This is a genomic window from Janthinobacterium sp., assembly GCF_031995485.1.
Classification (GTDB): Bacteria; Pseudomonadota; Gammaproteobacteria; order Burkholderiales; family Burkholderiaceae_D; genus Janthinobacterium.
The window spans coordinates 39,491-52,852 of record NZ_DAMAGB010000011.1 but is presented as its reverse complement, the minus strand read 5'-3'; the positions used below and the strand labels follow the sequence as shown (position 1 = coordinate 52,852).

At 63.2% G+C, this 13,362-nt stretch carries 9 protein-coding genes; 6 read left to right on the top strand and 3 right to left on the bottom strand.

All coding sequences use genetic code 11. The features are described 5' to 3' along the window. The first annotated feature begins 158 nt into the window (after positions 1–158). Both RTQ46_RS09650 and RTQ46_RS09645 read left to right on the top strand, forming a co-directional pair. Positions 159–1,385 carry an MFS transporter gene (locus tag RTQ46_RS09650; RefSeq protein ID WP_312436184.1) on the top strand — a complete coding sequence of 409 codons (1,227 nt, stop codon included), beginning with the start codon at positions 159–161 and terminating at the stop codon, positions 1,383–1,385. Between the two features lie 29 nt (positions 1,386–1,414). Then, positions 1,415–3,619, top strand: coding sequence for an OsmC domain/YcaO domain-containing protein (locus tag RTQ46_RS09645; RefSeq protein ID WP_312436183.1), 2,205 nt, complete (start codon positions 1,415–1,417; stop codon positions 3,617–3,619). A 188-nt stretch (positions 3,620–3,807) separates the two neighbouring features. On the opposite strand, the gene RTQ46_RS09640 is transcribed toward RTQ46_RS09645, so the two are convergent. From RTQ46_RS09640 to RTQ46_RS09630, 3 genes are all read right to left on the bottom strand, one after another. Then, positions 3,808–6,642: a M16 family metallopeptidase gene (locus RTQ46_RS09640; RefSeq protein WP_312436181.1), complete on the bottom strand. Its 2,835-nt coding sequence runs from the start codon at positions 6,640–6,642 to the stop codon at positions 3,808–3,810. Between the two features lie 273 nt (positions 6,643–6,915). Beyond that, complete coding sequence (locus RTQ46_RS09635; RefSeq protein WP_312436179.1) at positions 6,916–7,920, bottom strand: diguanylate cyclase; 1,005 nt, start codon at positions 7,918–7,920, stop codon at positions 6,916–6,918. Positions 7,921–8,024: 104 nt separating this feature from the next. Beyond that, on the bottom strand, positions 8,025–8,843 hold the full coding sequence (locus RTQ46_RS09630) for a sensor histidine kinase (RefSeq protein ID WP_312436178.1): 819 nt from the start codon (positions 8,841–8,843) through the stop codon (positions 8,025–8,027). Positions 8,844–9,161: 318 nt separating this feature from the next. Between RTQ46_RS09630 and queE the strand changes: the two genes are divergently transcribed. From queE to RTQ46_RS09610, 4 genes are all read left to right on the top strand, one after another. After that, positions 9,162–9,797: a 7-carboxy-7-deazaguanine synthase gene (gene queE, locus RTQ46_RS09625; protein WP_312436176.1), complete on the top strand. Its 636-nt coding sequence runs from the start codon at positions 9,162–9,164 to the stop codon at positions 9,795–9,797. A gap of 10 nt (positions 9,798–9,807) precedes the next feature. After that, positions 9,808–10,254 carry a 6-carboxytetrahydropterin synthase QueD gene (gene queD / locus RTQ46_RS09620; RefSeq protein ID WP_035819191.1) on the top strand — a complete coding sequence of 149 codons (447 nt, stop codon included), beginning with the start codon at positions 9,808–9,810 and terminating at the stop codon, positions 10,252–10,254. Next, positions 10,247–10,759: a tRNA adenosine(34) deaminase TadA gene (gene tadA / locus RTQ46_RS09615; RefSeq protein ID WP_312436162.1), complete on the top strand. Its 513-nt coding sequence runs from the start codon at positions 10,247–10,249 to the stop codon at positions 10,757–10,759. Before queD ends, tadA begins: the two co-directional genes overlap by 8 nt. Positions 10,760–10,960: 201 nt before the next feature. Further along, positions 10,961–13,339 (top strand): TonB-dependent receptor domain-containing protein, encoded by a 2,379-nt coding sequence (locus RTQ46_RS09610; RefSeq protein WP_312436161.1) that lies wholly within the window; start codon positions 10,961–10,963, stop codon positions 13,337–13,339. Positions 13,340–13,362: the final 23 nt, after the last annotated feature.

Sequence of the window (13,362 nt, the reverse complement as noted above, 5' to 3'; positions counted from 1 at the left end):
AGCCCAAATCCTTTCATGGTCCTCCATGAAAGTTCTGTTCCTTGCTTTGCGCATGAGTCCCCTCGACGAATTCTGGATGCCCGTTGGCATCCATGGTTCGTCCGTGTGGTTCTCATGTTGATGAACTGTTCCGGTCGGATCAAGACCAGGAGCACTTCATGCATCAACTTCAGGCTGGCACGCTGGCCGCCCGTCTTGCCACCCCCACCAGCATCGTGCTGCTGTCGGTGTTTCTCAATTTCGCCGGTTTTACGCTGATTATTCCCGTGCTGCCGTTTTCGGTGGCCCGCCATGTTCCGCCTGCCGAGGTGGCCTTCTGGGTCGCGCTGATCCTGGCCGTCTTTGCGCTGTGCAGCTTTATCGCCGCGCCCGTGCTGGGCGCGCTCAGCGACCGCCATGGCCGGCGTCCCGTGCTGCTGTTGTCGCTATGCGGCTCGGCGATCGGCTTTGCCGTGTTCGGCATCGGCGGCGCGCTGTGGGTGCTGGTACTGGGCCGTGTGCTGGAAGGGCTGACGGCCGGCAGCATTTCCGCGCTGTACGCGTATGTGGCCGACACCCACGCCCCGCATGAACGGGGGCCCGCGTTCGGCATGCTGGGCGTGGCCGGCGGCCTGGGTTTCATGCTGGGACCGGTGCTGGGCGGCTTGCTGGGCCAAATCTCGCTCTCCGCGCCGCTGTATGGCGCCGCTGCCCTGGCGCTGGTAAATGCGGTGCTGGTCCAGCGCTGTCTGCCGGAAAGCCATGCACCCCAAAAGGGCGGTGTGCACCTGCAGTGGCGCCAGTTCAATGCCATCGGGCAAATCGCACAGGCAGTGCGGCAGCGGCCCTTGCGCCGCCTGTTTGGCGCGGTGTTCTGCTTTGCCCTCGGCAGCGTGCTGCTGCAATCGAACCTGGCGGTACTGCTCAGGGATCGGCTGGCGTTCCATCCTGCCGGCATCGGCCTAGTGCTGGCCGGCATCGGCGTGATGGATATCCTCAGCCAGGGGCTGGTGGCCACCCGCTTGCTGCCGCGCTTCGGCGAGCGGCGCGTGGCCCGCGCCGGCCTGCTGGTCAATGCATGCGGCCTGGCGCTGCTGGCCTCGCTGAGCATCGTTCCCGCGCTGCCCGTGCTGCTGTGTGGCATCGCGCTGTTTACCTTTGGCGATGGCTTGTTCCAGCCGTCCGTCAGCGCCCTGATCGCCGATGCGGCGCCAGGCGGACGGCAGGGCGAGGTGCAGGGCGCGAACCAGGCGCAGCAGTCGATTGCGCGCATGGGCGGCCCACTGGCCGGCGCCTGGCTGTACGGGCTGCATGCGGGTGCGCCCTATGCGGCGGCGGCCCTGATCGTGCTGCTGGCCGCTGCCGTACTAGGCGCTATCGCGGAAAGCACGGATAATGGCGCCTAACTCATTTATGCATACATTGGAATCACCCCATGGAAATTAAAGTCAACTTCCTTGACAAGCTGCGCCTCGAAGCCAAATTCGATGACTTCACCGTCATCGCCGACCAGCCGATCCGCTACAAGGGCGACGGCTCGGCGCCTGGTCCCTTCGATTATTTCCTGGCCTCGTCGGCCTTGTGCGCGGCGTACTTCGTGAAGTTGTATTGTGATACGCGCAATATTTCAACAGAAAATATTCGCCTGTCGCAGAATAATATTGTCGATCCGGAAAACCGCTACCAGCAGATCTTCAAGATCCAGGTCGAGCTGCCGGCCGATATCTCGGCCAAGGACCGCCAGGGCATCCTGCGCTCGATCGACCGCTGCACCGTGAAGAAAGTGGTGCAGGCCGGTCCCGAGTTCGTGATCGAAGAAGTCGACAATCTCGACGCCGACGCGCAGGGCCTGCTGCTGCTCAAGCCATCGACCGAGGCCAGCACGTATATCCTGGGCAAGGACCTGCCGCTCGAGCACACGATTGCCAATATGTCGGCCGTGCTGGCCAACCTGGGCATCAAGATCGAGATCGCCTCATGGCGCAATATCGTGCCGAACGTGTGGTCGCTGCATATCCGCGACGCGCATTCGCCGATGTGCTTTACCAACGGCAAGGGCGCCAGCAAGGAAAGCGCGCTGGCCTCGGCGCTGGGCGAATATATCGAGCGGCTCAACAACAACCATTTCTATGCCGGCGCCTTCTGGGGCGAGGACATCGCCAACGCGCCGTTCGTCCATTACCCGGACGAGCGCTGGTTCCAGCCGGCGCGCGGCGACAAGCTGCCGAAGGACATCCTCGATCCGTACTGCCTGGACATCTACAATCCCGACGGCGAGCTGCGCGGCTCGCACCTGATCGACACCAACTCCGGCAACGCGGCGCGCGGCATCTGCTCGCTGCCGTATGTGCGCCATTCCGATGGCAAGGTGGTGTATTTCCCGTCCAATCTGGTGGAGAACTTGTACGTCAGCAATGGCATGAGCGCCGGCAACACCCTGGTGGAAGCGCAGGTGCAGTGCCTGTCCGAGATTTTCGAGCGCGCCGTCAAGCGCGAGATCATCGAAGGCGAAATCGCCTTGCCGGACGTGCCGCAAGAGGTGCTGGCGAAATATCCGGGCATCGTGGCCGGCATCGCCGCGCTGGAAGAGCAGGGCTTTCCGGTGCTGGTCAAGGATGCCTCGCTGGGCGGGCAGTATCCGGTGATGTGCGTGACGCTGATGAACCCGCGCACCGGGGGCGTATTCGCCTCGTTCGGCGCACACCCGAGCCTGGAAGTGGCGCTCGAGCGCAGCCTGACCGAACTGCTGCAGGGGCGCAGTTTCGAAGGCCTGAACGACCTGCCGCAGCCGACCTTTGCCAGCAACGCCGTGACGGAACCGAACAACTTCGTCGAACATTTTATCGATTCGAGCGGCATCGTCTCGTGGCGCTTTTTCAGCGCCAGGGCCGATTACGATTTTGTCGAATGGGATTTTTCGGGCCAGGGCGAAAACTCGAATGCCGAAGAAGCGGCCGCCCTGTTCGGCATCCTGGCCGGCATGGGCAAGGAAGCGTATACCGCCGTGTACGACCAGCTTGGTGCGATCGCCTGCCGCATCCTGGTGCCCGGCTATTCGGAAGTGTATCCGGTCGACGACCTGGTCTGGGACAACACCAACAAGGCGCTGCTGTTCCGCGAAGACGTGCTGAACCTGCATCGCCTGGATGACGGGCAACTGGAGGCGCTACTCGACCGCCTGGAAAACAACGAGCTCGACGACTACGGCGATATCGCCACCCTGATCGGCATCGAGTTCGACGAAAACACGGTGTGGGGCCAGCTGACGGTGCTGGAACTTAAACTGCTGATCAACCTGGCCTTGCAGCAATACGAAGAAGCGCATGAACTGGTGGGCGCCTTTTTGCAGTACAACGACAATACGGTCGAGCGCAAGCTGTTCTACCAGGCGCTGAACGTGGTGCTGGAGGTCGAGCTGGACGAGCAACTGCAACTGGACGACTACGTGGTCAACTTCCGCCGCATGTTCGGCAACCCGCGCATGGACGCGGTGCTCGGTTCGATGGACGGCAGCGTGCGTTTCTTCGGTTTGACAGAAACCAGCATGAAGCTGGAAGGGCTGGAGCGGCACCAGCGCCTGGTCGACAGTTTCAGGAAACTGCACGCGGCGCGGGCGAAAGCGTCCGGGATCGCACCCTGAGGTCAGGCAGGTCATCGGGCAGGTCGGATTGGCGCTTGCGCGTAATCCGACAACACCACGGCCAGAGCCAACAATGTTGTCGGATTACGGCCCTGCGGGCCTGATCCGACCTACGTCACCCGGACAGCAAAAGCAGGTCGGAGCAGGCGGGACCGCCGAGGCGGAACGCCGTAATCCGACACCACCATTTACCTGGCAAACGCCTGCGCCGCCGGCGTGACCTTGACAGCTTCCGGCTTGAGGTTCAGCTTCATCGCGCCGATCACCTTGTCTTCATCGAGCAGGGACTGCGGCTTGTTGCCGTCGTACTTGATCGGTGAAAACGCGTCGCTGACCAGCTTGTCTTTCAGGCCGGCCGCATCCTTGGCCACCATCACCACCGACAGGTTCTGCGCCGACAGGTGCTGCTTGATGGCGCGGTTGACGTCGGCCACCGTCAGTGTCGACAGGCCGTCACGCATCAGCTTGGTAAATTCCGGCGTGCCGTACCATTGCGAGTCCAGCGCATAGCCCAGCTGCTGGTCCTGGGTCGAGGTCATCACGAACACGTTTTTCATCAGGTAGCCGCGCGTGGTCTCGAACTGCTCCTGCGTCAGGCCGTTCTCGACCAGCTTGTTCAATTCCGTCAACGCCACGCGCAGCGCGAAGTGGGCGTTTTCCGGCGCGACCGGGCGGATCCAGATCTCGAACAGCTGCGCCTTGCGGCCCAGGTTCGGGCTCGGGAAAAACTGGTACATGCCGCGCGGGAACGCTTCGATATACGCGTAGTCGCCATAGTTCATGCCGCGAATCTCGCGGATGCGCTGGTACAGATAGGAGTTCGAGGCACGGTGTTCGCCGAGCCAGGTCTTCACCAGCCACAGGGCCGGAAAGTCCGCATGCGTGCGCGTCACTTCGATCGGCAAACCGAACGAGATGGCCGTGGCGCGCGTGTTTTTCTCGATGATTTCCACTTCCAGCCCCTGCGGCTTGCGGCCAACAGGCTTGGCGGTGGGGTTCAAGCCCGGACCGGCCGGCAACTGCGCCAGCGCCTGCGTCAGCGAGGCCGTCATCGCGTCCGACACGTCGCCGGAAATGCCCACCTTGACGGCGCCCTGCGCATACGCGCTTTTCCAGAACTGTTTCACATCGTCCAGCGTGATCGCTTCGATGCCGGCCAGCGTGCCCAGTACCGGGTGGCCGTAGGGCGTGCCCGCATAGATATTGGTCTGCAGCCGTTCCTTGGCGAATTCTTCTTCGTTATTGTCTTTCAGGTCCAGCAGCAGCGCGTTCTTCTGCGCGTCCTTCAGGCGGCGGAAGTCGTCTTCGCGAAAACCCGGCGACAGCAGCTGCGGCAGCGCGATCTGGCTGAACTGGTTCCAGCTGTCCTTGTGGATCGAGCCCGTAAACGTGGTCATTTCCTTGTCGGTCTGCTGGCTGAAACTGCCGGCCAGCGGGAACAGCGCCTGGTTGATCTCGTCGATCTTGCGCTCGCTCGATCCGCCCGAGGCCATCATCGCGGCCGTCAGCGCGGCCAGGCCTTCCTTGCCCTGCGGATCCTGCGCCGAGCCGGCGGCGAACAGCAGCTTGTAGCGAATCTGCGGCAAGGCCGATTTCTGTACCAGCACGTCGAATTTCGCGTTCGACGCGGCCGGCAGGTAGCTGGCCAGTGCCGGCGTGTCGGCAATCGCCGCCGGCATCGCCGCGTGCGACAGGGTGGTGACCACCATGCGCTCGTCGGTCAGGTATTTCTGCGCCGCCGCCTGCAGGTCGGCGGGCGTGAGCGAGTCGATCAGGCGGTAGTACTGGTTGATGGTGGCGTACGAGCGGTCGAAATGCACGAACGAGGCCAGCGTGCCGGCGATCTGTTCGGTATTGTCGAGCGAGCGGATCAGCCCATATTTCTCGGCCGACTTGGCGTCCGCCAGGTCTTTTTCGCTGACCGGCGTGGTGCGCAGCTGCGCCACGGTTTTCAGGATCGCATCGCGCACATACACGGCGTCGTCGATGTTTTTCACGCGCGCGCCCAGCACGGCCAGGGTCGGGTCGACCCGCTCCGGCGTCATGTCGAACAGCTGGTCGACTTTCTGCTCGTTCTGCACCAGGCGCTGGTACAGCGGCGAAGTGCGGCCGAACGACAGCGACAGCAGGGTAGCCAGCGCGGCCTGGTCCTTGTTCTGCACGGAAAACGCCGGTGCATGGAAACCGACCGCTACCCAGGGCAGCGTCGGCGTCGGCCAGGCCACATGGCTGTAGACGGGGCCGTGCGGCGCCGGTTCCGCCGCCACGGCCGCCTGCTGCTTGCCGCGCTGCCATTTGCTCCAGTATTTTTCCACCAGCGCGATGGCTTGTTGCGGCTCGACGTCGCCGGCGATAATGATGGTGGTGCGCTCGGGGCGGTACCAGCGGTCAAAGAACAGCTTCGAATAGGCATACTGGTTCGGCATGTCTTCGATGTCCTTGATGAAGCCCATCGTCGTATGCTTGTAGGTATGCGTGGTGTAGGCGCTGTCGCGCATCACTTCGAACAGTTTCGAGACCGGATTGGCGCTGTTCTTGTTGTATTCGCCCAGCACGGCGCGCGACTCGGTCTTGAATGCGTCTTCCGGATAGTCGAGGTGCTGGAAGCGGTCCGCTTCCACCTTCAGCACGGTTTCCAGGTCGTCCTTGGCAAACGTGGTGTGGTAATTGGTCAGGTCGTCGCTGGTGTAGGCGTTCTGGCGCGCGCCCGCTTTGGTGATGATTTCCTGGTATTGCTCCGGTGGATAGGCCTTGGTGCCGCGAAACATCATGTGCTCGAAAAAGTGCGCAAAGCCCGACTTGCCAGGCTCGACTTCATTGCGCGACCCCGTCTGCACGGGAATCTGCAGCGAGACGATATTCGGAAAGCCGGTCGGCACGACGATGATCTTCAGGCCATTGGCCAGCGTTTTTTCGGTCGCCTTGAACGGCAGCAGGTCGGCCTTGGCGGCAGCTGCGCTTTTGGCGCTGGCCGGCCTGGCTGGCGCCGTGGCGGCAGTCTGGGCCAGGGCGGAGGACGCCATGGCTGACAAAGCCAGGGCAAATGCAGGAATCATTCTTGACACGGGGGCTCCTTCTTTCGGGGTAAGTTGAAAGTGCAACGCCGCAGCATAGAATAATCTTGCTGTCGTGCATAGGGGGAGCCGCGCAGCCTTAGAAACCGGGGCACAGGATGAGAAGCTCGATGAATTGGCGCCTGGTTGGCAGGAATATGCGGATATGGAGAATATGGTCCAGGAATGAAGCAGGCACAGGACTGAATCTGCACCAGCTATGGTCCGCGCATGCTCGGGCGGCTAGTTGCATGCCTGGCAAGGCATTGTCTCCGGCAAACTGATACGGTTGCGCCCCAGGTGCTTGGCGCGGTACAGCGCGCCGTCGGCCGTATGGACCAGCTGTGCCAGTGCCGTGCCGGCGCCGGGCAGGGCGGTGGCGGCGCCGATGCTGACCGTCACCCACCGTTCCTCGTGCTTGCTGCGCGGCAGTTGCAGCCGCTCCACGCGCTGGCGGATGCGTTCGGCCACGATGGCCGCGCCCTTCAGCGGCTGGTTCGGCAGGATCACGGCGAACTCTTCGCAACCGTAGCGCGCCACCAGGTCGTTGGCACGCATTTCGCCGGACACGGCGCCGGCTACCTTGCGCAGGCAATCATCGCCTTTCATGTGGCCATGGCTGTCGTTGTACTGCTTGAAATTGTCGACATCGACCATCAGCAGCGACAGCGGCAAGTGCTGGCGCTGGGCGCGTTCCCATTCGGCACGCAGCGTGTCGTCGAAGCAGCGGCGGTTGGCCAGGCCCGTCAGGCCGTCGTGCCTGGCCAGCCGTTCGAGCGCCGCCTGGGCGCGCTTTTCATCGGTCATGTCGCGCATGGTTTCGACCACGGCGACAATCTCGCCATGGTTGCCATGGATGGGGGTGGCGTCCACGGCCAGGTAGCGGCGCCGGCCCGTGCGTGGCATGTCGCACCAGTTTTCCGCGCGCAGGCTGCTGCCGGCGCTGCTGTGGCAGGGCTGCTGCTGATACAGCGCCCGCAGGTCGCCGGTTCGCCCGGCCAGCAGCAGGTCGGCCAGCGTAGGGCGCTGCTGCGCATAAAAGCAGCGCCAGTGGTCGTTGCCGCCGAGAACTTCGTTCGCGGCCACCCCCGTCAGCTGCTCGCAGGTACGATTCCAGATAATGATATTTCCGTGCACATCCAGCACAAAGGTCGGCACGACCAGCCATTCCATCATCTTGACGGCAAAGCCCTGTGGCTCGATATGCGGGAGGGCGGCCGTGGGCATGCTTGCGTGGGTGTCCGGCATGAGTACTTCCTTGCAAAGATGGGGAAAAGGGGCAAGTCGTCATGATGCAGCGCGACAGGCAATATTTATTGATAATGAGCAATAAAATCATGTCGGGTCGGGTCTCATGCCTGTGCCGGTTGTTGCTGGGCGGCCAGCGGCAGCGACAGTTGCAAGGTGGTGCCCGCACCAGGCCGGCTGGCTATATGCAAGTTGCCGCCGGCCTCGAGCAGGCGCTCCTCCAGGCCGGCCAGGCCGTGACCAGTGCGACTGACGACATCTGCCATGCCGATGCCGTTGTCGGCGACAGACAATTGCAGCAGCCTGGCCTGGCAGCGCAGGCGCACCACCACCCGGGTGGCGTGTGCATGGCGGGCGAGATTGGCCAGCGCCTCCTGCAGCGCGCGGTACAGCAGGGTTTCGTGCCGCGCCAGCGCGGCATGGTGCTGCGGTGCAAGCTCAAATATGTGCTCGACAGCAATACCGCTCGCCTGGGAAAAGTCCGCCAGCAGGCATTTGATGGCATCCTGCGCGCCGTGCTGCAGCGCAATCGGACGCAAGCCGTCGATTACGCAGCGCAAGGAAGCGATGCTCAGGTCGAGATGGCGCGCGATCAGGCCGAGCCGGCCAGCCAGCGTCGGCGAGGCGCCACCGCTGCTTGCCTGCAGCGAGGCGATTTCCATCTTCAGGGTCAGCAGGTGCTGGCCCAGGTCGTCGTGGATGTCGCGTCCAAGGCGGCGGCGTTCCTGCGCGCTGGCTTGCTGCAGCTGGCCGGCCAGGCGGCACAGCCGCCGCCGCGCGTCATGCAGCGCATGGTCGGCCTGCTGCCGCAACAGCCGTTCGTCGCGCATGCGCGTGCCCAGATGGCGCTGGCGCCACAGCAGCAGCAGGGCGATCAACCCCAGCAGGACTGAGCTGGCGCTTAGCAGATTCACAGTGTGCATGGCCGTCACGCATAACCCCAAACGAAATTGTTTTCCAACGGGCAATATCATTGTCTGAAAATACAGTTTTTGCGGCATAGGGGGCTTGTTTTAACGCAAACCCTGGCTAAAAACCGGCCATTTGGGCGCGGCCCTTGTTTGCGGTCGCAGCAGAAAGTGGGGAGAGGCAGGGCGGGGCAGCCACGGCTTCGCACGCAAACTGCCGCGCCAGCATATAATAGAGGGTTGTCAATCGGCTTTTACGGGTGCGCGACGCCTTGTGCGTTCATCCATGCGCCCGCCATGCGCGACGGCGCCAGCCAGCTCTTAGGGATTACAGTGACTTACAGCATCAAAGAGATTTTTTACACCCTGCAAGGCGAAGGCGCGCATGCGGGCCGGCCTGCCGTGTTCTGCCGCTTTTCCGGCTGCAATTTGTGGACCGGGCGCGAAAGCGACCGTGCCAGCGCCGTCTGCCAGTTCTGCGACACCGACTTTGTCGGCACCGATGGCGAGCTGGGCGGAAAATTCAAGACGCCGCAGGAACTGGCCGCGCTGATCGACAGCCTGTGGCCCACCAGCTACACGGCCAGCAAATACGTGGTGTTTACGGGCGGCGAGCCGCTGCTGCAACTGGATGCGGCGCTGATCGACGCCATGCACGCGGTCGGCTTTACGATCGCCATTGAAACCAACGGCACCCTGCCGGTTCCCGATGGCGTGGACTGGATCTGCGTCAGCCCGAAGATGGGCTCCACGCTGGTGGTGCGCAAGGGTAACGAAATCAAGGTGGTGATCCCGCAATTCCAGCAGGACCTGGCCGCTTATGAAGGGCTCGACTTCGAGAACTTCTATGTGCAGGCAATGGACGGCCTGCTGGCGGCGCAGAACATGAAGCTGGCGATCGAGACCTGCAAAAGCAATCCGAAGTGGAAGCTGAGCCTGCAAACCCACAAACTCCTGCAAATACCTTAATAAAAATACTATGCTGACTATTACACGCAAGCTCGAATTCGACGCGGGCCACCGCATTCCCGACCACAAAAGCCAGTGCCGCAACCTGCACGGCCACCGCTATACGGTGGAAATCACGCTGGTCGGCAAGGTCATCGAAGCGGAAGGCAATTCCGACAACGGCATGATCATGGACTTTTCCGACGTCAAGACGCTGGCCAAGCAGCACCTGGTCGACGTGTGGGACCACGCCTTCCTGGTGTATGAGAAAGACACGGCCGTGCGCGATTTCCTGGCCAGCCTGCCGGACCATAAAACCGTCGTGATCGACCGCATTCCCACCGTGGAAAACCTGGCGCGCATCGCCTTCGAGATCCTGAAGGCGGCGTTTACCGACCATTTCGGCACCGGCCTGCACCTGCACAAACTGGTGCTGCATGAAACCCCGAATTGCTGGGCAGAAGTGACCGATGACTGAAACGCCGGTGCGGGGCACTGACGCGAACTACATGCAGCTGGCCCTGGAACAGGCGCAGCATGCGTGGGACCTGGGCGAAGTGCCGGTCGGCGCGGTCGTCGTCAAGGACGGCGAGGTGATTGCGGTCGGCTACAACCAGCCGATCGGCAAGCACGATCCCACCGCGCATGCGGAAATCATGGCGCTGCGCGCCGCGTCGGAAAAGCTGGGCAACTACCGGCTGCCCGGCTGCGAGCTGTACGTGACCCTGGAGCCGTGCGTGATGTGTTCGGGCGCGATGCTGCACGCCCGGCTGTCGCGCGTGGTGTTCGGCGCGTCCGATCCGAAAACGGGCGCCTGCGGCTCCATCGTCAATCTGTTCGAACAGCCGGCGCTCAATCACCAGACGGCCATCGTCGGTGGCGTCATGGCTGCCGAATGCGGCGACTTCCTGCGCGCATTCTTTGTCGAGCGCCGCCGGGCGCAAGCCGAGGCGCGCAAGCTGGCCAATACCAGGCTGGCTTGAATCCGGGCAGGGTGACCTGTAGTCACTCTGCAAATCATATTCGTTGAGAACTGTTGCGAAATAACATCTGAGTGGCCACGATGGCCATTCTCAAATGCGAATGATTCGTGTTACAGTGGCGCTCCCTTTTGCCAGCAAACTGTCCGCGCACCCCTGATGCGCCGGGACCAGAGCCAGCCTTTACTCTGACACCGGACCATCATGACTATCGTGCCACTGCAGCGTCGCGCTGCGCCTGCCGTATACACCACCATCTATTCTTTGCGCCGCCCGAACCTGGTGCTGCGCGCCGCCTTGCTGGGCCTGTTTGGCGCGCCCCTGCTGCCTGCCCATGCGCAAGTCGCCACGCCCGTCGCCGTGAATGCCGGCACGGCAGCGCAGGAGCCGTCGAAACTGCCGACCTTCCCGGAAATCGTCGTCAACTCGCGCCAGGAATACGAACGCCGCGCCGGCACCAGAACCGTCATCCGCAGCGAAGACCTGGAACGCCAGAACGTGACGGAGATGGGCGGCATCGTGCGCTACCAGCCCTTGATCAGCGCGCCGGTGGCGGCCTCCGGCGGCGGCAATGTGTGGGACGGCGCCGGCAATACGGGCTACAACATCCGCGGCCTGGAAGGCAACCGCGTCAGCCTCGACGTCGATGGCATTGCACTGCCCGATGCGGCGCCGAAACCGGACGGCTCGACCCTGAACGCGTTTGGCACCGGCCGCGATTATTTTGACCCGGAAACCTTCCGCGAAGTGCGCATCGATTCCGGCAGCACGGCCGTCAGCGGCGCCAATCCGGGCCTCGGCGGCGGCGTCAGCTTTATTACCAGGTCGCCGGAAGACTACCTGGGCGCAGGGGTGGACACCTATATCGGCTACAAGTATGGCCGCACCACCGCCAATCGCAGCAATGCCCACACGCTGACCGGCGCGGCGAAAATCGGCGACAGCCTGCAGGGCCTGGCCGTATACGTGCGGCGCGACGGCGACGCCACCGACAGCGCCGGCACCACGCCGGAGAATCCGGACGACTGGCATTCGGACGCCTTGCTGTCCAAGCTGGTGTGGGCCTTGCCGGGCGAGCAGAAGCTGGACCTGACGATTGACATGTTCGAGCGCAAGAGCCAGCGCGACGTCAACAACAAGATCACCGCCGCCAGCTATCCGGACGGCATCTTCCAGGACTCGACCACGCGCCGCACGCGCATCAGCCTGGGCCACGAGGTGGTGCTCAAGGATTTCGCCCTGTTCGACCGCTTGACCTCGAAAGTGTATGGGCAGAATGCGAAGATCGACGACCATACCGACGCGCGCTATATCTCGCAGCGCGTGCTGTACCAGCGCGCGATCGATACCAGCTTCAGGAACGACACGGCAGGCCTCACCACGGAAGCGTTCAAGCAGCTCGATGCGGACAACGCGCTGGTGTACGGCCTGCAGCTCGAACAGAACGAGGCGCGCCGTCCATGGCTGGAAGACCGCATCGTGGTGGCCACCGGCGTGCACCAGATCACGCGCAAGAACCGCATGGCCGACATGGACAGCGGCAAGCTGGCGCTGTATGCGCGCGACGACCATAGCTTCAGCCTGGGCGGCAAGCAAGCCGTGCTGACGCCCGGCCTGCGCGTCGAGCGCCGCACGCTGGACCCGAAAAACCTGCAGAACTATGTGATCGCGGTGCCGGCGGCGGCAAAGGAAATCCGCAAGGAAAGCGATACCACGCTCACGCCGAGCCTGGCCCTGTCGGTGGAAGTGCTGCCGCAGATCGACGCCTACGCCACCTTTACGCGCGGCACGCGTTTGCCGACGGCGGCCGAGCGCACCGGCACCTATGACTCGTTCAGCTATACCGGCACCGGCACCGGCTATGGCGTGCTGGGCAACCCGAACCTGCGCAAGGAAACCAGCAAGGCGTATGAACTGGGCCTGAAAGGCGATCTCGTGAAAGGCCTGGCCGTGCACTTGTCCGCCTACCGCACCGACTACCGGGACATGGTCGAATACGTGGCGCAGGACCCGGACCCGGTCAACTACCCGACCATCGTGCAGGGATTGTTCCGCCCCGAAAACATCGGCAACGCCCGCACCTGGGGCGGCGAACTGGCGCTGCGCGCGCAACTGGGCGCGTTTGCGCCAGCCCTGCAAGGCTACCGGTTCGAACTGGCCACCGGCGTGGCCAAGGGGCGCGCCACCAACAGCCAGACCGGCCTGCGCGATGGCTTGGCTTCGGTGGCGCCGGCCAAAACGGCCTTGACCTTCGGCTACGACCACAGCAACCAGCTGTTCGGCCTGGCGCTGACGGCGCTGCATGCGGACGGCAAGCAGGCGCCGAACGACGTGATCTCGGGCGTCACCACGGCGCGCTACAAGGTGCCGGCGTATACCATCTTCGATCTGTCCACTTACTGGAACGTGCACAGGAACGCGAAGATCATCGTCGGCGTGTACAACCTGACCGACCACAAATACTGGGATTACGCGGCGTCGCGGACCCTGGCGGCCGGCACCACGGCGGCCAACCTGAGCGAGATCCAGCGCTATGCAAAGCCGGGCCGCAATGTGGCCGCCAGCCTCAGCGTTAATTACTAGGCAGTTTTTCACCGGGAGCGGCA